General features: G+C 45.3%; 35 protein-coding genes. 33 read left to right on the forward strand and 2 right to left on the reverse strand.

Features of this window, described 5'->3' with window-relative positions:
• The first annotated feature begins 117 nt into the window (after positions 1-117).
• The 32 genes from rplC to oxyR all read left to right on the forward strand — a co-directional run bounded on the left by rplC (position 118) and on the right by oxyR (position 16427).
• On the forward strand, positions 118-762 hold the full coding sequence (rplC, locus tag IUJ45_RS06935) for a 50S ribosomal protein L3 (RefSeq protein WP_002215400.1): 645 nt from the start codon (positions 118-120) through the stop codon (positions 760-762).
• Positions 762-1382, forward strand: a complete 621-nt coding sequence (rplD, locus tag IUJ45_RS06940) for a 50S ribosomal protein L4 (RefSeq protein WP_002215402.1) — start codon at positions 762-764, stop codon at positions 1380-1382. Before rplC ends, rplD begins: the two co-directional genes overlap by 1 nt.
• Positions 1379-1693: a 50S ribosomal protein L23 gene (gene rplW, locus IUJ45_RS06945; protein ID WP_002231529.1), complete on the forward strand. Its 315-nt coding sequence runs from the start codon at positions 1379-1381 to the stop codon at positions 1691-1693. The genes rplD and rplW overlap by 4 nt, the downstream gene beginning before the upstream one ends.
• Positions 1694-1698: 5 nt before the next feature.
• Positions 1699-2532 carry a 50S ribosomal protein L2 gene (gene rplB / locus IUJ45_RS06950; RefSeq protein ID WP_082308667.1) on the forward strand — a complete coding sequence of 278 codons (834 nt, stop codon included), beginning with the start codon at positions 1699-1701 and terminating at the stop codon, positions 2530-2532.
• Between the two features lie 6 nt (positions 2533-2538).
• The gene (gene rpsS / locus IUJ45_RS06955) at positions 2539-2817 is read left to right on the forward strand and encodes a 30S ribosomal protein S19 (protein ID WP_002215422.1); all 279 of its coding nucleotides are present in this window, start codon (positions 2539-2541) and stop codon (positions 2815-2817) included.
• 8 nt (positions 2818-2825) lie between these two features.
• Positions 2826-3155 carry a 50S ribosomal protein L22 gene (gene rplV / locus IUJ45_RS06960; RefSeq protein WP_002215424.1) on the forward strand — a complete coding sequence of 110 codons (330 nt, stop codon included), beginning with the start codon at positions 2826-2828 and terminating at the stop codon, positions 3153-3155.
• 9 nt (positions 3156-3164) lie between these two features.
• Entirely contained in the window at positions 3165-3857 is a 693-nt protein-coding gene (gene rpsC / locus IUJ45_RS06965) for a 30S ribosomal protein S3 (RefSeq protein WP_002215427.1), read from the forward strand.
• Positions 3841-4257, forward strand: coding sequence for a 50S ribosomal protein L16 (gene rplP / locus IUJ45_RS06970; protein WP_002215430.1), 417 nt, complete (start codon positions 3841-3843; stop codon positions 4255-4257). The genes rpsC and rplP overlap by 17 nt, the downstream gene beginning before the upstream one ends.
• Complete coding sequence (gene rpmC / locus IUJ45_RS06975; RefSeq protein WP_002215432.1) at positions 4257-4448, forward strand: 50S ribosomal protein L29; 192 nt, start codon at positions 4257-4259, stop codon at positions 4446-4448. Before rplP ends, rpmC begins: the two co-directional genes overlap by 1 nt.
• Complete coding sequence (rpsQ, locus tag IUJ45_RS06980) at positions 4448-4711, forward strand: 30S ribosomal protein S17 (protein WP_002215433.1); 264 nt, start codon at positions 4448-4450, stop codon at positions 4709-4711. Before rpmC ends, rpsQ begins: the two co-directional genes overlap by 1 nt.
• 221 nt (positions 4712-4932) lie before the next feature.
• The gene (gene rplN / locus IUJ45_RS06985; protein ID WP_002215434.1) at positions 4933-5301 is read left to right on the forward strand and encodes a 50S ribosomal protein L14; all 369 of its coding nucleotides are present in this window, start codon (positions 4933-4935) and stop codon (positions 5299-5301) included.
• Between the two features lie 11 nt (positions 5302-5312).
• On the forward strand, positions 5313-5636 hold the full coding sequence (gene rplX / locus IUJ45_RS06990) for a 50S ribosomal protein L24 (RefSeq protein ID WP_002215435.1): 324 nt from the start codon (positions 5313-5315) through the stop codon (positions 5634-5636).
• Positions 5637-5645: 9 nt separating this feature from the next.
• Entirely contained in the window at positions 5646-6185 is a 540-nt protein-coding gene (gene rplE, locus IUJ45_RS06995; protein WP_002235371.1) for a 50S ribosomal protein L5, read from the forward strand.
• Positions 6186-6187: 2 nt separating this feature from the next.
• Entirely contained in the window at positions 6188-6493 is a 306-nt protein-coding gene (gene rpsN / locus IUJ45_RS07000) for a 30S ribosomal protein S14 (RefSeq protein WP_002216244.1), read from the forward strand.
• A 15-nt stretch (positions 6494-6508) separates the two neighbouring features.
• A complete protein-coding gene (gene rpsH / locus IUJ45_RS07005) occupies positions 6509-6901 on the forward strand; it encodes a 30S ribosomal protein S8 (RefSeq protein WP_002215438.1) in 393 nt (130 codons plus the stop codon).
• Positions 6902-6914: 13 nt separating this feature from the next.
• The gene (gene rplF / locus IUJ45_RS07010) at positions 6915-7448 is read left to right on the forward strand and encodes a 50S ribosomal protein L6 (RefSeq protein ID WP_002215440.1); all 534 of its coding nucleotides are present in this window, start codon (positions 6915-6917) and stop codon (positions 7446-7448) included.
• Positions 7449-7461: 13 nt separating this feature from the next.
• Entirely contained in the window at positions 7462-7815 is a 354-nt protein-coding gene (gene rplR / locus IUJ45_RS07015) for a 50S ribosomal protein L18 (RefSeq protein WP_002215441.1), read from the forward strand.
• A gap of 18 nt (positions 7816-7833) precedes the next feature.
• Positions 7834-8352 (forward strand): 30S ribosomal protein S5, encoded by a 519-nt coding sequence (gene rpsE, locus IUJ45_RS07020; protein ID WP_002215445.1) that lies wholly within the window; start codon positions 7834-7836, stop codon positions 8350-8352.
• The gene (gene rpmD / locus IUJ45_RS07025) at positions 8345-8530 is read left to right on the forward strand and encodes a 50S ribosomal protein L30 (protein ID WP_002215447.1); all 186 of its coding nucleotides are present in this window, start codon (positions 8345-8347) and stop codon (positions 8528-8530) included. Before rpsE ends, rpmD begins: the two co-directional genes overlap by 8 nt.
• 1 nt (position 8531) lies before the next feature.
• Positions 8532-8966 (forward strand): 50S ribosomal protein L15, encoded by a 435-nt coding sequence (gene rplO, locus IUJ45_RS07030; protein ID WP_002215449.1) that lies wholly within the window; start codon positions 8532-8534, stop codon positions 8964-8966.
• An 11-nt stretch (positions 8967-8977) separates the two neighbouring features.
• Positions 8978-10288 carry a preprotein translocase subunit SecY gene (secY, locus tag IUJ45_RS07035; protein ID WP_002215450.1) on the forward strand — a complete coding sequence of 437 codons (1311 nt, stop codon included), beginning with the start codon at positions 8978-8980 and terminating at the stop codon, positions 10286-10288.
• A gap of 4 nt (positions 10289-10292) precedes the next feature.
• A complete protein-coding gene (gene infA, locus IUJ45_RS07040) occupies positions 10293-10511 on the forward strand; it encodes a translation initiation factor IF-1 (RefSeq protein WP_002215452.1) in 219 nt (72 codons plus the stop codon).
• A gap of 20 nt (positions 10512-10531) precedes the next feature.
• Positions 10532-10645, forward strand: a complete 114-nt coding sequence (rpmJ, locus tag IUJ45_RS07045) for a 50S ribosomal protein L36 (RefSeq protein ID WP_002216248.1) — start codon at positions 10532-10534, stop codon at positions 10643-10645.
• Positions 10646-10710: 65 nt separating this feature from the next.
• Entirely contained in the window at positions 10711-11073 is a 363-nt protein-coding gene (rpsM, locus tag IUJ45_RS07050) for a 30S ribosomal protein S13 (protein WP_002215453.1), read from the forward strand.
• A 19-nt stretch (positions 11074-11092) separates the two neighbouring features.
• Positions 11093-11488: a 30S ribosomal protein S11 gene (gene rpsK, locus IUJ45_RS07055; RefSeq protein ID WP_002216249.1), complete on the forward strand. Its 396-nt coding sequence runs from the start codon at positions 11093-11095 to the stop codon at positions 11486-11488.
• A gap of 19 nt (positions 11489-11507) precedes the next feature.
• Positions 11508-12128 carry a 30S ribosomal protein S4 gene (gene rpsD / locus IUJ45_RS07060; RefSeq protein WP_002215455.1) on the forward strand — a complete coding sequence of 207 codons (621 nt, stop codon included), beginning with the start codon at positions 11508-11510 and terminating at the stop codon, positions 12126-12128.
• 25 nt (positions 12129-12153) lie between these two features.
• Complete coding sequence (locus IUJ45_RS07065; protein WP_002215457.1) at positions 12154-13140, forward strand: DNA-directed RNA polymerase subunit alpha; 987 nt, start codon at positions 12154-12156, stop codon at positions 13138-13140.
• Between the two features lie 23 nt (positions 13141-13163).
• Complete coding sequence (gene rplQ / locus IUJ45_RS07070; RefSeq protein ID WP_002216251.1) at positions 13164-13532, forward strand: 50S ribosomal protein L17; 369 nt, start codon at positions 13164-13166, stop codon at positions 13530-13532.
• A 146-nt stretch (positions 13533-13678) separates the two neighbouring features.
• The gene (gene minC, locus IUJ45_RS07075) at positions 13679-14392 is read left to right on the forward strand and encodes a septum site-determining protein MinC (RefSeq protein WP_002220172.1); all 714 of its coding nucleotides are present in this window, start codon (positions 13679-13681) and stop codon (positions 14390-14392) included.
• Between the two features lie 28 nt (positions 14393-14420).
• Complete coding sequence (minD, locus tag IUJ45_RS07080) at positions 14421-15236, forward strand: septum site-determining protein MinD (protein WP_082308668.1); 816 nt, start codon at positions 14421-14423, stop codon at positions 15234-15236.
• Positions 15237-15239: 3 nt separating this feature from the next.
• Complete coding sequence (minE, locus tag IUJ45_RS07085; RefSeq protein ID WP_002215465.1) at positions 15240-15503, forward strand: cell division topological specificity factor MinE; 264 nt, start codon at positions 15240-15242, stop codon at positions 15501-15503.
• 3 nt (positions 15504-15506) lie between these two features.
• Positions 15507-16427: a LysR family transcriptional regulator OxyR gene (gene oxyR, locus IUJ45_RS07090; protein ID WP_002215466.1), complete on the forward strand. Its 921-nt coding sequence runs from the start codon at positions 15507-15509 to the stop codon at positions 16425-16427.
• Here the strand turns inward: oxyR and IUJ45_RS07095 are convergent.
• On the reverse strand, positions 16424-16657 hold the full coding sequence (locus IUJ45_RS07095; RefSeq protein ID WP_042507196.1) for a hypothetical protein: 234 nt from the start codon (positions 16655-16657) through the stop codon (positions 16424-16426). The two genes, oxyR and IUJ45_RS07095, sit on opposite strands and share 4 nt — an antisense overlap.
• A gap of 343 nt (positions 16658-17000) precedes the next feature.
• Between IUJ45_RS07095 and IUJ45_RS07100 the strand changes: the two genes are divergently transcribed.
• The gene (locus tag IUJ45_RS07100; protein ID WP_002231539.1) at positions 17001-17390 is read left to right on the forward strand and encodes a DUF723 domain-containing protein; all 390 of its coding nucleotides are present in this window, start codon (positions 17001-17003) and stop codon (positions 17388-17390) included.
• Between the two features lie 370 nt (positions 17391-17760).
• Here IUJ45_RS07100 and IUJ45_RS07105 read toward each other — a convergent pair whose 3' ends face one another.
• Positions 17761-20598 (reverse strand): valine--tRNA ligase, encoded by a 2838-nt coding sequence (locus IUJ45_RS07105; RefSeq protein ID WP_002245792.1) that lies wholly within the window; start codon positions 20596-20598, stop codon positions 17761-17763.
• Positions 20599-20681 lie beyond the last annotated feature (83 nt).

A 20681-nucleotide genomic window follows, 5' to 3' on the forward strand; every position in this document is an offset into this window, starting at 1 on the left:
ATATTTCTTTGACTTGTCAGATATAATGTCTGACTTGGTACATTCGTACCAAGTTTAACTTTGTCTGAAAGACAGGCCAATCGTAGCCTGTCCCTTTACTTTAAAAGGAAAATAATCATGACTTTAGGTCTGGTTGGACGCAAAGTTGGTATGACCCGCGTGTTCGACGAACAGGGTGTTTCTGTTCCGGTAACCGTTTTGGATATGTCTGCCAACCGCGTTACACAAGTAAAATCCAAAGATACTGACGGCTATACTGCCGTTCAAGTTACCTTTGGTCAGAAAAAAGCCAATCGTGTCAACAAAGCCGAAGCCGGGCACTTTGCAAAAGCAGGTGTTGAAGCCGGTCGCGGTTTGATTGAGTTTGCTTTGACTGAAGAAAAACTGGCTGAATTGAAAGCTGGTGACGAAATCACCGTTTCTATGTTTGAAGTCGGTCAACTGGTCGATGTAACCGGTACCTCTAAAGGTAAAGGTTTCTCCGGCACGATCAAACGTCATAACTTCGGTGCCCAACGTACTTCCCACGGTAACTCCCGTTCTCACCGTGTTCCAGGCTCTATCGGTATGGCGCAAGACCCGGGTCGCGTGTTCCCCGGTAAACGCATGGCCGGCCAATACGGCAACACCAAAGCAACTGTTCAAAAATTGGAAGTTGTCCGTGTTGATGCAGAACGCCAACTGCTGTTGGTTAAGGGTGCTGTTCCGGGTGCGGTCAACAGCGATGTTGTAGTTCGTCCCAGCGTGAAAGTAGGTGCGTAATGGAATTGAAAGTAATTGACGCTAAAGGACAAGTTTCAGGCAGCCTGTCTGTTTCTGATGCTTTGTTCGCCCGCGAATACAATGAAGCGTTGGTTCATCAGCTGGTAAATGCCTACTTGGCAAACGCCCGCTCTGGTAACCGTGCTCAAAAAACCCGTGCCGAAGTAAAACACTCAACCAAAAAACCATGGCGTCAAAAAGGTACCGGCCGCGCCCGTTCCGGTATGACTTCATCTCCGCTGTGGCGTAAAGGTGGTCGCGCGTTCCCGAACAAACCCGACGAAAACTTCACTCAAAAAGTAAACCGCAAAATGTACCGTGCCGGTATGGCGACTATTCTGTCCCAATTGACTCGTGACGAGCGTTTGTTTGCGATTGAGGCGTTGACTGCTGAAACTCCTAAAACCAAAGTTTTTGCTGAACAAGTGAAAAATCTGGGTCTGGAGCAAGTGTTGTTTGTAACCAAACAGCTCGACGAGAATGTTTACTTGGCTTCACGCAACTTGCCAAACGTGTTGGTTTTGGAAGCTCAACAAGTTGATCCTTACAGCTTGCTGCGTTACAAAAAAGTAATCATCACTAAAGATGCAGTTGCACAATTAGAGGAGCAATGGGTATGAATCAACAACGTTTGACTCAAGTGATTTTGGCACCTATCGTTTCTGAAAAAAGCAACGTATTGGCTGAAAAACGCAACCAAATGACGTTTAAAGTCTTGGCAAATGCAACCAAACCTGAAATCAAAGCTGCTGTTGAGCTGCTGTTTGGTGTTCAAGTTGCTTCTGTAACTACCGTTACAACTAAAGGCAAAACTAAGCGTTTTGGTCGTACTTTGGGCCGCCGCAGCGATGTTAAAAAAGCTTATGTAAGCTTGGCTGCCGGTCAAGAGTTGGATTTGGAAGCCGCTGCTGCAGCTGCAGATAAGGAATAAACAAAATGGCAATCGTTAAAATGAAGCCGACCTCTGCAGGCCGTCGCGGCATGGTTCGCGTGGTAACAGAAGGTTTGCACAAAGGTGCACCTTATGCGCCCTTGCTTGAAAAGAAAAATTCTACTGCCGGCCGTAACAATAATGGTCATATCACCACCCGTCACAAAGGCGGCGGTCATAAACACCATTACCGTGTTGTAGACTTTAAACGTAACAAAGACGGCATTCCTGCCAAAGTAGAGCGTATCGAATACGATCCTAACCGTACTGCCTTCATCGCACTGTTGTGCTATGCAGACGGCGAGCGTCGTTACATCATTGCTCCTCGCGGTATTCAAGCCGGTGCTGTATTGGTTTCCGGTGCTGAAGCTGCCATCAAAGTAGGCAACACCCTGCCGATTCGCAACATTCCCGTTGGTACGACTATCCACTGTATCGAAATGAAACCCGGTAAAGGTGCTCAAATCGCACGTTCTGCCGGTGCTTCTGCGGTATTGCTGGCTAAAGAAGGCGCGTCCGCTCAAGTCCGTCTGCGCTCTGGCGAAGTCCGTAAAATCAACGTAAATTGCCGTGCGACCATTGGTGAAGTTGGTAACGAAGAGCAAAGCCTGAAAAAAATCGGTAAAGCCGGTGCCAACCGTTGGCGCGGTATTCGTCCGACCGTACGCGGTGTTGTCATGAATCCTGTCGATCACCCGCATGGTGGTGGTGAAGGCCGTACGGGCGAGGCCCGCGAACCGGTCAGCCCATGGGGTACTCCTGCTAAAGGCTACCGCACTCGTAATAACAAACGCACGGATAACATGATTGTTCGTCGCCGTTACTCAAATAAAGGTTAATTTAGTATGGCTCGTTCATTGAAAAAAGGCCCATATGTAGACCTGCATTTGCTGAAAAAAGTAGATGCTGCTCGCGCAAGCAACGACAAACGCCCGATTAAAACCTGGTCTCGTCGTTCTACCATTCTGCCTGATTTTATCGGTCTGACCATTGCTGTGCACAACGGCCGCACCCATGTGCCTGTGTTTATCAGCGACAATATGGTTGGTCATAAATTAGGCGAATTCTCATTGACCCGTACCTTTAAAGGCCACTTGGCCGATAAAAAGGCTAAAAAGAAATAAGGTGAATCATGAGAGTAAATGCACAACATAAAAATGCCCGTATCTCTGCTCAAAAGGCTCGTTTGGTAGCTGATTTGATTCGTGGTAAAGACGTTGCCCAAGCTTTGAATATTTTGGCTTTCAGTCCTAAAAAAGGTGCCGAGCTGATTAAAAAAGTATTGGAGTCAGCTATTGCTAATGCCGAGCACAATAACGGTGCGGACATTGATGAACTGAAAGTGGTAACTATCTTTGTTGACAAAGGCCCAAGCTTGAAACGTTTTCAAGCTCGCGCCAAAGGTCGTGGTAACCGCATCGAAAAACAAACTTGTCATATCAATGTGACAGTGGGTAACTAAGGAAAAGCTATGGGACAAAAGATTAACCCTACAGGCTTTCGCCTGGCGGTAACTAAAGACTGGGCTTCAAAATGGTTTGCTAAAAGCACCGACTTTTCTACTGTTTTGAAGCAGGATATCGATGTTCGCAATTATTTGCGTCAAAAATTGGCCAATGCTTCGGTTGGTCGAGTGGTTATTGAACGCCCTGCAAAATCTGCACGCATTACCATTCACTCCGCTCGTCCGGGTGTGGTTATAGGTAAAAAAGGTGAGGATATCGAGGTTTTGAAACGTGACTTGCAAGTCTTGATGGGTGTACCTGTTCATGTAAATATTGAAGAGATTCGCCGTCCTGAGTTGGATGCTCAAATTATTGCTGACGGTATTGCCCAGCAGTTGGAAAAGCGCGTTCAATTCCGTCGTGCTATGAAACGAGCAATGCAAAATGCAATGCGTTCTGGTGCTAAAGGCATTAAGATTATGACTTCAGGCCGTCTGAATGGTGCGGATATTGCCCGTAGCGAATGGTATCGTGAAGGTCGCGTGCCACTGCATACTTTACGTGCAAATGTAGATTATGCAACCAGCGAAGCGCACACCACATATGGTGTATTGGGTCTGAAAGTTTGGGTTTATACGGAAGGCAATATTAAATCTTCCAAACCTGAACATGAGAGTAAACAAAGAAAGGCAGGTAGACGTAATGCTGCAGCCAACTAGACTGAAATACCGTAAGCAACAAAAGGGTCGCAATACTGGCATCGCTACTCGCGGTAATAAGGTAAGTTTCGGTGAGTTCGGCTTGAAAGCCGTAGGTCGTGGTCGTTTGACTGCCCGTCAAATCGAAGCTGCTCGTCGTGCAATGACCCGTCATATCAAACGTGGTGGTCGTATTTGGATTCGTGTATTCCCTGATAAACCGATTACTGAAAAGCCTATTCAAGTTCGTATGGGTGGCGGTAAAGGTAACGTGGAATATTACATTGCCGAAATTAAACCAGGTAAAGTGTTGTATGAAATGGATGGCGTTCCAGAGGAACTGGCTCGTGAAGCATTCGAGTTGGCTGCTGCCAAATTGCCTATTCCTACAACCTTTGTAGTAAGACAGGTGGGTCAATAATGAAAGCAAATGAATTGAAAGACAAATCCGTTGAGCAGTTGAATGCAGATTTGTTGGACTTGTTGAAAGCTCAGTTTGGCTTACGTATGCAAAACGCTACCGGTCAATTAGGCAAACCAAGTGAATTGAAACGTGTACGTCGCGATATTGCTCGTATTAAAACCGTTTTAACTGAAAAAGGTGCTAAGTAATGAGCGAAACTAAAAATGTTCGTACTTTGCAAGGCAAAGTAGTAAGCGACAAAATGGATAAAACCGTAACAGTATTGGTTGAGCGTAAAGTAAAACATCCGCTGTATGGTAAGATTATTCGGTTATCTACTAAAATCCATGCCCATGATGAAAATAATCAATATGGAATTGGTGATGTGGTTGTTATATCGGAATCCCGTCCATTGTCAAAAACTAAATCTTGGGTTGTCAGTGAGCTGGTTGAGAAAGCACGTTCTATTTAAGAATTAAAGCAACGTGCTTGGAATGGGAAACGAAGTATTGCAGCAAATTTAATTTGCGTGTAAACTTCGTTTCCTGTCTTTCAGTTTCTTCTGGAAGTTTCTTCCCTTTCGGGGTCCAAGACTGGTTTACTTGAACCGCAAGGTTTCATTTAATAAGCAGCGGCTTTGCTGTAAGTTATCTGAAAGTGGTAAATTAAGTTGGTTAATTTAAAGGTAATAACATGATTCAAATGCAGACCATCTTAGATGTGGCTGATAACTCTGGTGCGCGTCGCGTAATGTGTATCAAGGTATTGGGCGGATCTAAGCGTCGCTACGCTTCTGTTGGCGATATTATTAAAGTGGCAGTTAAAGATGCGGCTCCGCGTGGCCGTGTCAAAAAAGGCGATGTATATAATGCGGTAGTTGTTCGTACTGCTAAGGGTGTACGTCGTCCTGATGGTGCGTTAATTAAATTCGATAACAATGCCGCCGTGTTACTGAATAATAAACTTGAACCTTTGGGTACTCGTATCTTTGGTCCGGTAACCCGTGAATTGCGTACTGAGCGATTTATGAAAATCGTTTCATTGGCACCTGAAGTATTATAAGGAATGGCACGATGAATAAAATCATTAAAGGCGATAGGGTTGTAGTAATTGCTGGTAAGGATAAAGGTAAGCAGGGTCAAGTAGTTCGAGTGTTGGGTGATAAAGTTGTTGTTGAGGGCGTTAATGTTGTAAAACGCCATCAAAAACCTAATCCAATGCGTGGCATTGAGGGCGGTATTATTACTAAAGAAATGCCTTTGGATATTTCTAATATCGCAATCCTGAATCCGGAAACTAATAAAGCGGACCGTGTTGGTATTAAGCTGATTGAAAATGAAGGCAAAGTTAAACGCGTTCGTTTCTTCAAATCAAATGGCTCTATCATTGGGGCATAAGGAGATAACATGGCTCGGTTGAGAGAGTTTTATAAAGAGACAGTTGTTCCTGAATTGGTTAAACAATTTGGTTACAAATCAGTAATGGAAGTCCCGCGTATTGAAAAAATCACCTTGAATATGGGTGTGGGTGAGGCTATTGCTGATAAAAAAGTTATGGAACATGCTGTTTCCGATTTAGAGAAAATTGCCGGTCAAAAACCGGTTGTTACTGTTGCCCGTAAATCTATCGCAGGTTTTAAAATCCGTGATAACTATCCGGTTGGTTGCAAAGTAACATTGCGTCGTGATCAAATGTTTGAATTCTTGGATCGTTTGATTACTATTGCATTACCTCGCGTACGTGACTTCCGTGGTGTGAGCGGTAAATCATTTGATGGCCGTGGCAATTACAATATGGGTGTTCGTGAGCAAATTATTTTTCCGGAAATTGAATACGATAAAATTGATGCTTTGCGTGGTTTGAATATTACTATTACTACTACAGCAAAAACCGATGAGGAAGCGAAAGCTTTATTGTCATTGTTTAAATTTCCGTTCAAAGGATAATCATGGCTAAGAAAGCACTTATTAATCGTGATCTGAAACGTCAAGCTTTGGCTAAAAAATATGCGGCTAAACGCGCGGCAATTAAAGCGGTAATCAATGATTCGAATGCAACTGAGGAAGAGCGTTTTGAGGCTCGTTTGAGGTTTCAATCCATTCCTCGTAATGCGGCACCTGTGCGTCAACGTCGTCGTTGTGCTTTGACAGGTCGCCCTCGTGGTACTTTCCGTAAATTTGGTTTGGGTCGTATTAAAATCCGTGAAATCGCCATGCGTGGCGAAATTCCGGGTGTTGTTAAAGCCAGCTGGTAATAGGAGTAATTAAGAATGAGTATGCATGATCCTATTTCCGATATGTTGACTCGTATCCGCAATGCGCAACGTGCTAATAAAGCAGCGGTTGCAATGCCTTCTTCAAAATTAAAGTGTGCTATTGCAAAGGTATTGAAAGAAGAAGGATATATTGAGGACTTCGCAGTTTCATCTGACGTAAAGTCTATATTGGAAATTCAATTAAAATACTATGCAGGTCGTCCTGTAATTGAACAAATCAAGCGTGTATCTCGCCCTGGTTTGCGTATTTATAAAGCGTCTAGTGAGATTCCAAGTGTTATGAATGGCTTGGGTATTGCTATTGTTAGTACTTCTAAAGGTGTAATGACTGATCGTAAAGCACGTTCTCAAGGTGTTGGTGGTGAGTTGTTATGCATTGTAGCCTAGTGGAGGAAAAGAAATGTCACGTGTCGCAAAAAACCCAGTGACTGTTCCCGCTGGTGTAGAAGTAAAATTTGGAACAGAGGCATTAGTTATTAAGGGTAAGAACGGTGAATTGTCTTTTCCTTTGCATTCTGATGTAGCCATTGAATTTAATGATGGCAAATTGACTTTTGTTGCGAATAACAGCAGTAAACAAGCAAATGCAATGTCTGGTACTGCTCGCGCATTAGTCAGCAATATGGTTAAAGGTGTTTCAGAAGGTTTTGAGAAAAGATTGCAATTGATAGGTGTGGGTTATCGTGCTCAAGCACAAGGTAAAATCTTGAATCTGTCTTTGGGTTTTTCTCATCCGATCGTATATGAAATGCCTGAAGGTGTCTCCGTTCAAACTCCTAGCCAAACAGAGATTGTTTTAACCGGCTCGGATAAACAAGTTGTTGGTCAAGTTGCTGCTGAGATTCGTGCGTTCCGTGCTCCTGAGCCTTATAAGGGTAAAGGTGTTCGCTATGTAGGCGAAGTAGTGGTAATGAAAGAAGCCAAGAAAAAATAATTGAGGTTCACTAATGGATAAACATACAACCCGACTCCGTCGTGCACGCAAAACCCGTGCTCGTATTGCGGACTTGAAAATGGTAAGATTATGTGTGTTCCGAAGCAATAATCATATTTATGCTCAAGTAATTAGTGCTGAAGGTGATAAAGTATTGGCTCAAGCCTCTACATTGGAAGCTGAGGTGCGCGGTAGTCTGAAATCTGGAAGCAATGTTGAAGCAGCTGCAATAGTTGGTAAACGTATCGCTGAGAAGGCTAAAGCAGCAGGTGTAGAAAAGGTTGCTTTTGATCGTTCAGGTTTCCAATATCACGGTCGTGTGAAGGCTTTGGCTGAAGCTGCTCGTGAAAATGGTTTAAGCTTCTAAATATTTGGAGACTTTCAGATGGCAAAACATGAAATTGAAGAACGCGGTGACGGTCTGATTGAAAAGATGGTCGCAGTTAACCGTGTAACCAAAGTAGTTAAAGGTGGTCGCATTATGGCTTTCTCTGCGCTAACTGTTGTTGGTGATGGAGATGGTCGTATTGGTATGGGTAAAGGTAAGTCAAAAGAAGTGCCTGTTGCAGTCCAAAAGGCGATGGATCAAGCACGACGCTCTATGATTAAGGTACCATTAAAAAATGGTACGATTCATCATGAGGTTATTGGTCGACATGGTGCTACTAAAGTATTTATGCAGCCTGCTAAAGAGGGTAGTGGCGTAAAAGCCGGTGGACCTATGCGTTTGGTTTTTGATGCTATGGGCATTCATAATATCTCCGCCAAAGTGCACGGATCTACTAACCCATATAATATCGTACGTGCAACATTAGATGGTTTGTCTAAGTTGCATACTCCTGCTGATATCGCAGCCAAACGTGGCTTGACAGTGGAAGACATTTTGGGAGTTAACCATGGCTGAACAAAAAAAGATTAGGGTTACATTGGTTAAAAGCCTGATTGGTACAATTGAATCTCATCGTGCATGTGCACGCGGTTTAGGTTTGCGTCGTCGCGAGCATACGGTAGAGGTTTTAGATACCCCTGAAAACCGTGGTATGATTAATAAAATCAGCTACTTGTTGAAAGTGGAGTCTTGATATGTTTTTGAATACAATTCAACCTGCTGTTGGTGCTACGCATGCTGGTCGTCGTGTTGGACGCGGTATTGGTAGTGGTCTTGGCAAAACGGGTGGTCGTGGTCATAAAGGTCAAAAGAGCCGGTCTGGTGGGTTTCATAAGGTGGGTTTCGAGGGTGGTCAAATGCCCTTGCAACGACGCCTCCCTAAAAGAGGTTTTAAATCTTTAACAGCATCAGCTAATGCACAGCTTCGTTTAAGTGAACTGGAATCAATTGCTGTTAATGAGATTGATATTTTGGTCTTAAAGCAAGCGGGTCTGATTGCATCTACAGTCTCTAATGTTAAAGTTATTGCTTCTGGTGAAATTTCTAAGGCAGTTGCTTTGAAGGGTATTAAAGTTACCAAAGGTGCGAGAGCTGCTATCGAGGCTGTTGGTGGTAAGATTGAAATGTAAGGTTTAATATTGTGGCTAATCAACAAACGTCATCAGGTTCATCCAAATTTGGAGATCTTAAGAAACGTCTTTTGTTTCTATTTGGAGCATTGATTGTTTTTCGAATTGGTGCCCATATACCCGTACCTGGAGTTGATGCTGTTGCTTTAGCTAAATTATACGAAAGCGCTGGAAACGGCATCCTGGGAATATTGAATATGTTTTCCGGTGGGTCGTTAGAGCGCTTTAGTATATTTGCAATAGGAATTATGCCATATATTTCAGCTTCTATTATTGTACAGCTCGCTTCTGAAATTTTGCCATCATTGAAGGCTTTAAAAAAAGAAGGGGAGGCTGGTAGAAAGGTAATTACGAAATATACTAGGTATGGTACTGTTTTGTTAGCAATTCTTCAAAGTCTAGGTGTTGCATCTTTCGTATTTCAGCAAGGAATTGTTGTAACAAGTTCATTTGAGTTTCATGTTTCCACGGTAGTTTCTTTGGTAACGGGAACCATGTTTCTTATGTGGCTTGGGGAGCAAATTACTGAAAGGGGTATCGGGAACGGTATTTCTTTAATCATTACGGCAGGTATTGCTTCAGGTATTCCTTCGGGTATTGCAAAGCTGGTTACACTGACGAACCAAGGTTCTATGAGCATGCTTACGGCGTTGTTTATTGTATTTGGTGCCTTATTATTAATTTATTTGGTTGTATACTTTGAAAGTGCACAGCGGAAGATTCCTATTCATTATGCAAAACGCCAGTTTAATGGTAGGGCGGGTAGTCAAAATACGCATATGCCTTTCAAGTTGAATATGGCTGGTGTTATTCCCCCAATTTTTGCTTCCAGTATTATTCTATTTCCATCTACTCTTTTAGGTTGGTTTGGTTCGGCTGATACAAATAGTGTTTTGCACAAAATAGCTGGATTGTTACAACACGGTCAATTGCTGTATATGGCTTTATTTGCAGCGACAGTTATTTTCTTTTGTTATTTTTATACGGCTTTGGTTTTTAGCCCTAAAGAAATGGCAGAGAATTTAAAAAAGAGTGGTGCTTTTGTTCCTGGGATTAGACCTGGTGAGCAGACCTCTAGGTATTTAGAAAAAGTTGTATTACGTTTGACATTGTTTGGAGCTCTTTATATTACAACTATTTGTTTAATTCCAGAGTTCTTAACTACGGTTTTAAATGTACCTTTTTATTTGGGTGGCACGTCTTTGTTGATTCTAGTTGTTGTAACGATGGATTTTAGTACACAAATAAATTCGTATAGGCTTACTCAACAGTATGATAAGTTAATGACTCGTTCAGAAATGAAATCATTTTCTCGGAAATAGAATTATGGCGAAAGAAGATACTATCCAAATGCAAGGTGAAATTCTTGAAACTTTACCTAATGCAACATTTAAAGTAAAACTTGAGAATGACCATATTGTATTGGGTCATATTTCTGGGAAGATGCGGATGCATTACATTCGTATTTCTCCGGGAGATAAGGTCACAGTAGAGCTGACACCTTATGATCTAACTAGGGCTCGAATCGTTTTCAGAGCAAGATAAACCAATAAAAGGAAAATAAAATGCGTGTACAACCATCTGTTAAGAAAATTTGCCGAAATTGCAAGATTATTCGTCGAAATCGTGTAGTTCGTGTAATTTGTACTGATCTCCGTCACAAACAGCGTCAAGGTTAATGGAATATTTCTTTTAATGTGATTCTGTGATATAGTGACACACTTTGCCCTAAAAAGGAAAAAATATGGCTCGTATTGCAGGGGTAAATATCCCTAATAACGCACACATCGTAATTGGTCTTCAGGCTATTTACGGTATTGGTGCTACTCGTGCTAAATTGATTTGTGAGGCTGCAAATATTGCGCCTGATACTAAAGCAAAAGATTTGGACGAGACTCAATTAGATGCTTTGCGTGACCAAGTTGCCAAGTATGAAGTAGAAGGTGATTTGCGTCGTGAGGTAACTATGAGTATCAAGCGATTGATGGACATGGGCTGCTATCGTGGCTTCCGTCATCGTCGCGGCTTACCATGCCGCGGTCAACGCACTCGTACAAATGCGCGTACCCGCAAAGGTCCGCGTAAAGCGATTGCTGGTAAGAAATAAATTTTAAGGAATTTTATTAATGGCTAAAGCAAACACAGCTTCACGTGTACGTAAAAAAGTACGTAAAACCGTGAGTGAGGGTATTGTGCACGTTCATGCATCTTTCAACAATACCATCATTACAATCACTGACCGTCAAGGCAATGCGTTGTCTTGGGCTACCTCTGGCGGCGCTGGTTTTAAAGGTTCTCGTAAAAGTACACCATTTGCAGCACAAGTTGCAGCAGAAGCAGCTGGTAAAGTTGCCCAAGAGTATGGCGTTAAAAATTTAGAGGTTCGTATTAAAGGTCCAGGTCCAGGTCGTGAATCCTCTGTACGTGCTTTGAATGCTCTTGGTTTCAAGATTACCAGCATTACTGACGTTACCCCGTTGCCTCATAACGGTTGCCGTCCGCCTAAAAAACGTCGTATTTAATATTGGAGTGATTTGAAACATGGCACGTTATATTGGCCCTAAATGTAAGTTGGCACGTCGCGAAGGTACGGATTTGTTTTTGAAGAGTGCGCGCCGCTCTTTGGATTCTAAATGTAAAATTGATTCCGCTCCCGGTCAGCATGGTGCAAAAAAACCGCGTTTGTCAGACTATGGTTTGCAGTTGCGTGAAAAACAAAAAATCCGCCGTATTTATGGCGTATTAGAACGTCAGTTCCGTCGTTATTTCGCAGAAGCTGATCGTCGTAAAGGCTCTACCGGCGAGTTGCTGTTGCAGTTGCTGGAATCTCGTTTGGATAATGTCGTTTATCGTATGGGTTTCGGTTCTACCCGAGCTGAAGCAAGACAGCTTGTTTCTCATAAGGCGATAGTTGTGAATGGACAAGTTGTCAATATTCCTTCTTTCCAAGTGAAAGCTGGTGATGTTGTCTCAGTTCGTGAAAAAGCCAAAAAACAGGTACGTATTCAAGAAGCATTGGGTTTGGCAACTCAAATCGGCTTGCCGGGTTGGGTTTCTGTAGATGCGGATAAACTTGAGGGTGTGTTCAAAAACATGCCGGATCGCTCGGAATTGACCGGTGATATTAATGAACAGCTGGTGGTAGAGTTCTACTCTAAATAATGCTAGCTCAGTGAGGGACAGTTAAATGCAGAATAGCACAACCGAATTTTTGAAACCTCGTCAAATTGATGTAAATACTTTTTCTGCAACTCGTGCAAAAGTATCTATGCAGCCATTTGAACGTGGTTTCGGTCATACCTTAGGTAATGCTTTGCGCCGTATCTTACTGTCATCCATGAATGGTTTTGCTCCTACTGAAGTAGCTATTGCCGGTGTATTACACGAATATTCTACTGTTGATGGTATTCAGGAAGATGTTGTTGACATTTTGCTGAATATTAAAGGTATTGTGTTTAAACTCCATGGTCGTAGCCAAGTTCAACTTGTGTTGAAGAAATCAGGTTCAGGTGTCGTATCTGCCGGTGATATTGAGTTGCCGCATGATGTAGAAATTCTGAATCCTGGTCATGTCATTTGTCATTTGGCTGATAACGGTCAAATTGAGATGGAAATTAAAGTAGAGCAAGGTCGTGGTTATCAATCTGTTTCAGGTCGTCAGGTAGTTCGTGATGAGAACCGTCAGATTGGTGCAATCCAGTTGGATGCGAGCTTTTCGCCCATCAGCCGTGTTAGCTTTGAGGTTGAACCTGCACGTGTAGAGCAGCGGACGGATCTTGATAAGTTGGTTTTGGATATCGAAACCGACGGTTCTATTGATCCTGAGGAAGCTGTACGCAGTGCGGCACGTATTTTGATTGATCAGATGTCTATTTTTGCTGATTTGCAGGGTACGCCTGTGGAGGAGGTTGAAGAAAAAGCACCTCCTATCGACCCTGTTCTTTTGCGTCCGGTGGATGATCTGGAATTGACAGTACGTTCAGCTAATTGTTTGAAAGCTGAGGATATTTATTATATTGGCGATTTGATTCAACGCACTGAAACCGAGCTTCTTAAAACGCCGAATTTGGGACGTAAATCTTTGAATGAGATTAAGGAAGTATTGGCATCTAAAGGTTTGACACTGGGTTCTAAGTTGGAAGCATGGCCACCTGTAGGCTTGGAAAAGCCTTAATGAAGAATTAAAGGATAATTGATATGCGTCATCGTAATGGCAATCGCAAATTAAACCGTACCAGCAGTCATCGTGCTGCAATGCTGCGTAATATGGCGAATTCATTATTGACTCACGAAACTATTGTAACAACTCTGCCTAAGGCCAAGGAATTGCGCCGTGTAGTAGAGCCGTTGATTACATTGGGTAAAAAGCCGTCATTGGCAAACCGCCGTTTGGCATTTGACCGTACTCGCGACCGTGATGTTGTAGTAAAACTGTTTGGCGATTTGGGTCCTCGTTTTACTGCTCGTAACGGTGGTTATGTTCGGGTGTTGAAATACGGATTCCGTAAAGGCGATAATGCACCTCTGGCACTGGTTGAATTGGTTGACAAACCGGCTGCTGAGTAATTTTAGTCATATAACGCCATCTGCCGAAAAGCAGGTGGCGTTATTTTTGCAATATCTGATAGGTAATAGGGTATTGGCTATCATGTTTAAAATATTAATTGAATAGCTAAGGTTTGCGCGGTAAACTTACATCATTAAAAAATTCTATGATGGTTTATATAATGAATGCTTTCGATATAAAGTCGACAAAGATGGACGTATTGTCTATATCTTTGCATACGTCAGACTTGTTTGATTTGGAAGATGTGCTGGTCAAATTGGGCAAGAAGTTTCAAGAGTCTGGTGTTGTTCCATTTGTGCTGGATGTTCAAGAGTTTGATTATCCCGAGTCTTTGGATCTTGCTGCATTGGTTTCGTTGTTTTCAAGGCATGGTATGCAAATTTTGGGTCTGAAGCATTCTAATGAACGTTGGGCTGCTGCGGCTATGAAGTATCATTTGCTGTTTTGTCTGTCTCATTCGGAAAATGTTAAAGAACTGGGTCAGGTTGAGGTGCAGAACACGGAGGATGGTCAGAAAGCAAGGAAAACAGTATTGATTACATCCCCTGTCCGTACCGGTCAGCAGGTTTATGCCGAAGATGGCGATTTGATTGTTACGGGGGCGGTCAGCCAGGGGGCGGAATTGATTGCGGATGGCAATATACATATTTATGCGCCGATGAGGGGGCGTGCTTTGGCCGGTGCCAAGGGTGATACTTCTGCCCGCATATTTATCCACTCCATGCAGGCAGAACTGGTTTCTGTGGCGGGTATTTACCGTAATTTTGAACAGGATTTGCCGAACCATCTGCACAAGCAGCCGGTACAGATATTGTTGCAGGATAACCGATTGGTTATCAGTGCAATTGGCTCAGAGTAATTGTTTGATATTTTAAAAAGGAAATATTGTGGCAAAAATTATTGTAGTAACTTCAGGTAAGGGCGGTGTCGGTAAAACGACTACCAGTGCCAGTATTGCGACAGGTTTGGCATTACGCGGATATAAAACTGCGGTAATTGATTTTGATGTGGGCTTGCGTAACCTCGACCTCATTATGGGTTGTGAGCGTCGTGTCGTTTATGACCTGATCAATGTCATTCAGGGTGAGGCGACGCTCAACCAGGCTTTAATCAAAGATAAGAATTGTGAGAATCTGTTTATCTTGCCTGCCTCTCAAACTCGGGATAAAGACGCTTTGACACGCGAGGGCGTAGAAAAAGTGATGCAGGAGCTGTCCGGCAAGAAAATGGGCTTTGAGTATATTATTTGCGACTCTCCTGCCGGTATTGAGCAGGGTGCATTGATGGCGTTGTATTTTGCTGATGAAGCCATTGTAACGACCAATCCTGAGGTTTCCAGTGTGCGTGACTCCGACAGGATTTTGGGAATTTTGCAAAGCAAATCCCATAAGGTAGAGCAAGGCGGTTCGGTTAAAGAACATCTGTTGATTACGCGTTATTCTCCCGAACGTGTGGCAAAAGGCGAAATGCTGTCTGTACAGGATATTTGCGATATTCTGCATATTCCTTTGCTGGGTGTGATTCCTGAATCCCAAAACGTCTTGCAGGCATCCAATTCCGGAGAACCGGTCATCCATCAGGACAGCGTGGCGGCTTCCGAGGCATATAAGGACGTTATTGCCCGTCTTTTGGGCGAGAACCGTGAAATGCGTTTCTTGGAAGCTGAGAAAAAAAGCTTCTTCAAACGTCTGTTTGGAGGATAAGGTATGTCATTAATCGAATTTTTATTCGGCAGAAAGCAGAAAACGGCAACCGTTGCCCGCGACCGCCTTCAAATCATCATTGCCCAAGAGCGCGCCCAAGAAGGTCAGGCTCCGGATTACCTGCCGACTTTACGTAAAGAGTTGATGGAAGTCCTGTCCAAATATGTGAATGTTTCATTAGACAATATCCGTATTTCCCAGGAAAAACAGGATGGTATGGATGTGCTTGAGTTGAACATTACTTTGCCGGAACAGAAAAAGGTATAGGACATGACCTTAACCGAATTGCGGTACATCGTCGCAGTCGCCCAAGAACGTCATTTCGGCAGGGCGGCGCGGCGTTGTTTTGTCAGTCAGCCCACTTTGTCTATTGCCATTAAGAAATTGGAAGAAGAGCTTGCCGTCTCTTTGTTTGACCGGAGCAGCAACGATATTATTACGACCGAGGCGGGGGAACGTATCGTTGCACAGGCGCGTAAGGTGTTGGAAGAGGCAGAGCTTATCAGGCATTTGGCAAATGAAGAACAAAACGAGCTGGAGGGTGCGTTCAAACTCGGGCTGATTTTTACGGTTGCGCCGTACCTGCTGCCGAAACTGATTGTCTCGTTGCGCCGTACTGCACCGAAAATGCCTTTGATGTTGGAAGAGAATTACACGCATACTTTGACCGAGTCGCTCAAACGCGGGGACGTTGACGCGATTATCGTTGCCGAACCGTTTCAAGAGCCGGGCATTGTTACCGAACCCTTGTATGACGAACCGTTTTTCGTGATTGTCCCGAAAGGGCATTCATTTGAGGAACTGGATGCCGTTTCGCCACGGATGCTGGGTGAGGAGCAGGTTTTGCTGCTGACGGAAGGCAACTGTATGCGGGATCAGGTACTCTCAAGCTGTTCCGAATTGGCGGCGAAACAACGTATACAGGGGTTGACCAATACATTGCAGGGCAGCTCGATTAATACAATCCGCCATATGGTTGCCAGCGGTTTGGCAATCAGCGTGTTACCGGCAACCGCGCTGACCGAAAACGATCATATGCTGTTCAGCATTATTCCGTTTGAAGGTACGCCGCCAAGCCGGCGGGTCGTATTGGCGTACCGCCGCAATTTTGTCCGTCCGAAGGCGTTGTCGGCGATGAAGGCGGCGATTATGCAGTCGCAGCTTCACGGGGTAAGTTTTATCCGCGACTAGGCGCAGGCATTGTTTTCAAAACGCCATTTCCCTGAGCCGACAACACGGTATGCCAAGATATTGCCGTCATCATCGATTTTGAGTATAGCATCGCCACGGAAACTGCCGTCCTGAAGATATTCGACTTTTGCATCACTGTGAATGTTTTCATCAGTGCCGATGCAATGCCATGTATAGTGGATTAACAAAAACCAGTACGGCGTTGCCTCGCCTTGCCGTACTATTGCCAAGGCGTACCAGCCTGATTTGTTGATGTGTGTACTACTGCATGGGTTGTTAAGCCCTGCAAGTGATTTAAGTGTGAAGATTGAGTAATGCCCACTAGTCGCAGGCGCGGGGGGCAGGTGCTAAGTCATTGGTTATCTCCTTACTATCTATCTAACTACAGGGTGTATTATGCGCCTCCTTGTTGTTTTGTGCAAGTGGTTTTCTGATAATTTATGTAAAGATTTGGTAAAGACGTATAGCCTTTTTCTTTGCATTGTGCTTGCGCAGGGTATCAGGTAGGTCTCAAAAAATTTGAAAATTTTTATGTTTTCGTATAAAATCTTTTGCACTTATACGGAGTGAGTTATGCGGTACACCATTAAAACATTTCAAACCCTTGCTGATGAAACTTTCCCCTCTAAGAACTTCAAAATTCTTTCGTTCAATGGGGTGGCACGACCTATAACCATTGTTTGCCCTACACACGGGGTGCAGACTGTTTCTGCGGGGCAAGCATTTATCCGTTCCAAACACGGCTGTCCTGCCTGTGGTTTAGTTTTATCAACCTCCGTTTTGGCCTCTAGGGGTCGGTCAGTCTCCATCCTCGACACCGCCACAGGCGAAACACTCTCGTTCCCCAGCGTACAAGCTGCCGCCAAAGCCCTAAACACCTCCTACGGCTCTATACGAACCAAGCTCGACGGACGTTCGTCCCCCGACAACCTTGTCTGTAACAGGTACAAAGTAATGCCGTAATCTCGAAACTTCGTGCTATAATAAACTCCTAGCTTTTGCAGGAGTTTGTTTTTTATGGATTTAAATGTCGAAATCAAGAATTTTGGCAAGGTTGCCCATGCTAGGGTTTCCATTCGCCCGCTTACCGTCATCACGGGTTGCAACTCCACACTCGCGTTCCCCAGCGTTACTGCCGCAGGCACTGCTTTGGGTGTGCATTTTCAGCAAATTAACCACAGGCTCAAGGGTCGAACGTCCTGTCAGGAGGTGTTGATTTCTACACCGATTATACTGTCTGCGGCTTCGTCGCCTTGTCCTGATTTTTGTTAATCCACTATAAAAGAGGCCGTCTGAAAAACATTTTTCAGACGGCCTTGTTGATTCAATCAAATCAGTCTTTCAACTTCGACAACTGAGTTTGCACTTTTGCCATTTTGTCTTCCAATTCCGCCAAATCGGCTTTGTCTTTTTCCACCAAATGCGCCGGGGCTTTTTCGGTGTAGCCGGGTTTGGAGAGTTTGGCGTTGAGTTTGTCCAAGGCTTTTTGCAGCTTCTCGGCTTCTTTGCTCAAACGGGCGGTTTCGGTGGCTTTGTCGATTTCGACTTTCAGCATCAGGCGCGCGCCGTTGCAGACGGCGACGGGCGCGTCTTCGCTTTCGGGCAGGGTGGCGACTTGCTGTGCTTCGGTCAGGCGGGTCATCATCGGCAGGTATTTGAGGTAGTCCGCCAAGTCGTCCGTGCTTTCGACAAACAGCGGGGCTTTTACGTTGGGCTGGATGCCCATTTCGCCGCGCAGGTTGCGGACTGCGCCAATCAAATCCTGCAACACGGTCATTTGCTCGAATGCCGTCTGAACAATCTCGCCGCTGTCGGCTTCGGGGAAGCGGGCGAGCATGATGCTGTCGGCGGTTTTCGCGTCGCACATAGGAGCGACGGTTTGCCACAGTTCTTCGGTGATGAACGGGATAATCGGGTGCAGCAGGCGCAGGGCGGCTTCGAGTACGCGCAATAAGGTATGGCGTGTGGCGCGTTGGCGGCTGGCGCAGCCGGTTTGAAGCTGCACTTTGGCAAGTTCTAAATACCAGTCGCAATAGTCGTTCCACATGAAGCTGTACAGGGTTTCCGCTGCCAAATCAAAGCGGTAGGTTTCGTAGGCTTGCGTTACTTGCTCGATGGTCTGATTCAGACGGTCTACAATCCACATATCGGGGAAGGAATAGCCGCGCGGCTCAGTGGCGGTTGCGCCGTAGCCGCAGTCTTGGTTTTCGGTGTTCATCAAGACGAAGTTGGTGGCGTTCCAGATTTTGTTGCAGAAGTTGCGGTAGCCTTCGGCGCGTTTGAAGTCGAAGTTCACGCTGCGCCCCAAGCTGGCGTAGCTCGCCATGGTGAAGCGCAAAGCGTCCGCGCCCATACTCGGAATGCCTTCGGGGAAGAGTTTTCTCGAGGCTTCTTCCACTTTCGGCGCGGTTTCGGGTTTGCGCAGACCGGTGGTACGTTTCACCAGCAGTTTTTCCAAGTCGATGCCGTCGATCAAATCCACAGGGTCAATGACGTTGCCTTCGGATTTGGACATTTTTTTGCCTTCGTGGTCGCGCACGATGCCGTGGATGTACACGTCTTTAAACGGTACTTTGCCGGTAAAGTGGGTGGTCATCATAATCATGCGCGCCACCCAGAAGAAGATGATTTCGTAGCCGGTGACCAAGACGTTGGACGGCAGGAAGGCTTTGAGTTCGTCGGTTTCAGACGGCCAGCCGAGCGTGGAGAACGGCACGAGTGCGGAGGAGAACCATGTGTCCAATACGTCTTCTTCTCGGGTCAAGCCTGTTTTGCCGGCTTGTTTTTCGGCTTCTTCCTGATTGCGGGCAACGTACACATTGCCTTCGTTGTCGTACCATGCAGGGATTTGATGCCCCCACCACAGTTGGCGCGAGATGCACCAGTCTTGGATGTTGTTCATCCATTGGTTGTAGGTGTTGACCCAGTTTTCGGGGATAAAGCGCACCGCGCCGCTGTCGACGGCTTTTTTGGCTTTGTCAGCAAGGCTTAAGCCTTTGAATTCGCTGTCAGGCTCGCCGCCGTTTGGCGTGGCGGACATGGCGACAAACCATTGGCTGGTCAGCATCGGCTCAATCACGGAACCGGTACGGTCGCCTTTCGGCGTCATCAGCGTGTGCGCTTTGATTTCGACCAAGAAACCTTGTTCCTGCAAATCGGCAACCATTTGTTTGCGCGCGGCAAAGCGGTCCAAGCCTGCGTATTTTTCAGGCAGGGCAAAGCTTGGTTGCGCTTCGCCTTTGAAGTTGAACACTTCGGCGTTTGCCAATACTTTGGCTTCCAAGTCGAACACATTAACCAAGCGCGTATCGTGGCGTTTGCCGACTTCGTAGTCGTTGAAGTCGTGCGCAGGCGTGATTTTCACGCAGCCGGTGCCGAAGTCTTTTTCAACGTATTCGTCGGCAATCACGGGAATGGTGCGGCCGGTCAGCGGCAGGATTAATTCTTTGCCGATTAAGTGGGTATAACGTTCGTCTTCGGGATTGACGGCAACGGCAACGTCGCCCAACAGCGTTTCGGGACGGGTGGTGGCGACGATGACGGCTTCGGCAGGATTGTCCGCCAGCGGATAGCGGATGTGCCACATAGAGCCTTGTTCTTCCACGCTTTCCACTTCCAAATCAGACACTGCGGTACCCAATACCGGATCCCAGTTCACCAAGCGTTTGCCGCGATAAATCAAGCCCTGTTCATACAGGCGTACGAACACTTCGGTTACGGTTTCGGCGCGTACATCGTCCATTGTGAAATACTCGCGCGTCCAGTCGGCAGAACAGCCCACACGGCGCATCTGCTGCGTAATCGTGCCGCCGGAAACTTCTTTCCATTCCCACACTTTTTCCAAGAATTTTTCACGACCCAAGTCATGACGGGACACGTTTTGCGCGGCAAGCTGACGCTCGACCACGATTTGCGTGGCGATGCCCGCGTGGTCGGTGCCGGGAATCCAGGCGGTGTTGCAGCCTTTCATACGGTAGTAGCGGGTCAGGCCGTCCATAATGGTTTGGTTGAAGGCATGACCCATGTGCAGCGTGCCGGTTACATTGGGCGGCGGCAGTTGGATGGAAAAAGACGGTTTGGTCAAATCCATATCAGGTTGGAAATAGCCCTGCTCTTCCCAGTTTTGATAATGTTTGGATTCGATTTCGGCGGGGGAGTATTTGTCTAACATGATGGAACTTTGTGAAATTAAGGTTATTTTTGATGTGCGGATTATAACGCAAAAAGGCCGTCTGAATCATTTCAGACGGCCTT

It is taken from the genome of Neisseria meningitidis (assembly GCF_022869645.1).
Taxonomy (GTDB): domain Bacteria; phylum Pseudomonadota; class Gammaproteobacteria; order Burkholderiales; family Neisseriaceae; genus Neisseria; species Neisseria meningitidis.

What these genes read in the sequence shown, in the direction of transcription:
- rplC (WP_002215400.1), top strand. Translation starts at nt 118, where the DNA reads ATGACTTTAGGTCTGGTTGGACGCAAAGTTGGTATGACCCGCGTGTTC.
- rplD (WP_002215402.1), top strand. Translation starts at nt 762, where the DNA reads ATGGAATTGAAAGTAATTGACGCTAAAGGACAAGTTTCAGGCAGCCTG.
- rplW (WP_002231529.1), top strand. Translation starts at nt 1,379, where the DNA reads ATGAATCAACAACGTTTGACTCAAGTGATTTTGGCACCTATCGTTTCT.
- rplB (WP_082308667.1), top strand. Translation starts at nt 1,699, where the DNA reads ATGGCAATCGTTAAAATGAAGCCGACCTCTGCAGGCCGTCGCGGCATG.
- rpsS (WP_002215422.1), top strand. Translation starts at nt 2,539, where the DNA reads ATGGCTCGTTCATTGAAAAAAGGCCCATATGTAGACCTGCATTTGCTG.
- rplV (WP_002215424.1), top strand. Translation starts at nt 2,826, where the DNA reads ATGAGAGTAAATGCACAACATAAAAATGCCCGTATCTCTGCTCAAAAG.
- rpsC (WP_002215427.1), top strand. Translation starts at nt 3,165, where the DNA reads ATGGGACAAAAGATTAACCCTACAGGCTTTCGCCTGGCGGTAACTAAA.
- rplP (WP_002215430.1), top strand. Translation starts at nt 3,841, where the DNA reads ATGCTGCAGCCAACTAGACTGAAATACCGTAAGCAACAAAAGGGTCGC.
- rpmC (WP_002215432.1), top strand. Translation starts at nt 4,257, where the DNA reads ATGAAAGCAAATGAATTGAAAGACAAATCCGTTGAGCAGTTGAATGCA.
- rpsQ (WP_002215433.1), top strand. Translation starts at nt 4,448, where the DNA reads ATGAGCGAAACTAAAAATGTTCGTACTTTGCAAGGCAAAGTAGTAAGC.
- rplN (WP_002215434.1), top strand. Translation starts at nt 4,933, where the DNA reads ATGATTCAAATGCAGACCATCTTAGATGTGGCTGATAACTCTGGTGCG.
- rplX (WP_002215435.1), top strand. Translation starts at nt 5,313, where the DNA reads ATGAATAAAATCATTAAAGGCGATAGGGTTGTAGTAATTGCTGGTAAG.
- rplE (WP_002235371.1), top strand. Translation starts at nt 5,646, where the DNA reads ATGGCTCGGTTGAGAGAGTTTTATAAAGAGACAGTTGTTCCTGAATTG.
- rpsN (WP_002216244.1), top strand. Translation starts at nt 6,188, where the DNA reads ATGGCTAAGAAAGCACTTATTAATCGTGATCTGAAACGTCAAGCTTTG.
- rpsH (WP_002215438.1), top strand. Translation starts at nt 6,509, where the DNA reads ATGAGTATGCATGATCCTATTTCCGATATGTTGACTCGTATCCGCAAT.
- rplF (WP_002215440.1), top strand. Translation starts at nt 6,915, where the DNA reads ATGTCACGTGTCGCAAAAAACCCAGTGACTGTTCCCGCTGGTGTAGAA.
- rplR (WP_002215441.1), top strand. Translation starts at nt 7,462, where the DNA reads ATGGATAAACATACAACCCGACTCCGTCGTGCACGCAAAACCCGTGCT.
- rpsE (WP_002215445.1), top strand. Translation starts at nt 7,834, where the DNA reads ATGGCAAAACATGAAATTGAAGAACGCGGTGACGGTCTGATTGAAAAG.
- rpmD (WP_002215447.1), top strand. Translation starts at nt 8,345, where the DNA reads ATGGCTGAACAAAAAAAGATTAGGGTTACATTGGTTAAAAGCCTGATT.
- rplO (WP_002215449.1), top strand. Translation starts at nt 8,532, where the DNA reads ATGTTTTTGAATACAATTCAACCTGCTGTTGGTGCTACGCATGCTGGT.
- infA (WP_002215452.1), top strand. Translation starts at nt 10,293, where the DNA reads ATGGCGAAAGAAGATACTATCCAAATGCAAGGTGAAATTCTTGAAACT.
- rpmJ (WP_002216248.1), top strand. Translation starts at nt 10,532, where the DNA reads ATGCGTGTACAACCATCTGTTAAGAAAATTTGCCGAAATTGCAAGATT.
- rpsM (WP_002215453.1), top strand. Translation starts at nt 10,711, where the DNA reads ATGGCTCGTATTGCAGGGGTAAATATCCCTAATAACGCACACATCGTA.
- rpsK (WP_002216249.1), top strand. Translation starts at nt 11,093, where the DNA reads ATGGCTAAAGCAAACACAGCTTCACGTGTACGTAAAAAAGTACGTAAA.
- rpsD (WP_002215455.1), top strand. Translation starts at nt 11,508, where the DNA reads ATGGCACGTTATATTGGCCCTAAATGTAAGTTGGCACGTCGCGAAGGT.
- IUJ45_RS07065 (WP_002215457.1), top strand. Translation starts at nt 12,154, where the DNA reads ATGCAGAATAGCACAACCGAATTTTTGAAACCTCGTCAAATTGATGTA.
- rplQ (WP_002216251.1), top strand. Translation starts at nt 13,164, where the DNA reads ATGCGTCATCGTAATGGCAATCGCAAATTAAACCGTACCAGCAGTCAT.
- minC (WP_002220172.1), top strand. Translation starts at nt 13,679, where the DNA reads ATGATGGTTTATATAATGAATGCTTTCGATATAAAGTCGACAAAGATG.
- minE (WP_002215465.1), top strand. Translation starts at nt 15,240, where the DNA reads ATGTCATTAATCGAATTTTTATTCGGCAGAAAGCAGAAAACGGCAACC.
- oxyR (WP_002215466.1), top strand. Translation starts at nt 15,507, where the DNA reads ATGACCTTAACCGAATTGCGGTACATCGTCGCAGTCGCCCAAGAACGT.
- IUJ45_RS07100 (WP_002231539.1), top strand. Translation starts at nt 17,001, where the DNA reads ATGCGGTACACCATTAAAACATTTCAAACCCTTGCTGATGAAACTTTC.
- IUJ45_RS07105 (WP_002245792.1), bottom strand. Translation starts at nt 20,598, where the DNA reads ATGTTAGACAAATACTCCCCCGCCGAAATCGAATCCAAACATTATCAA.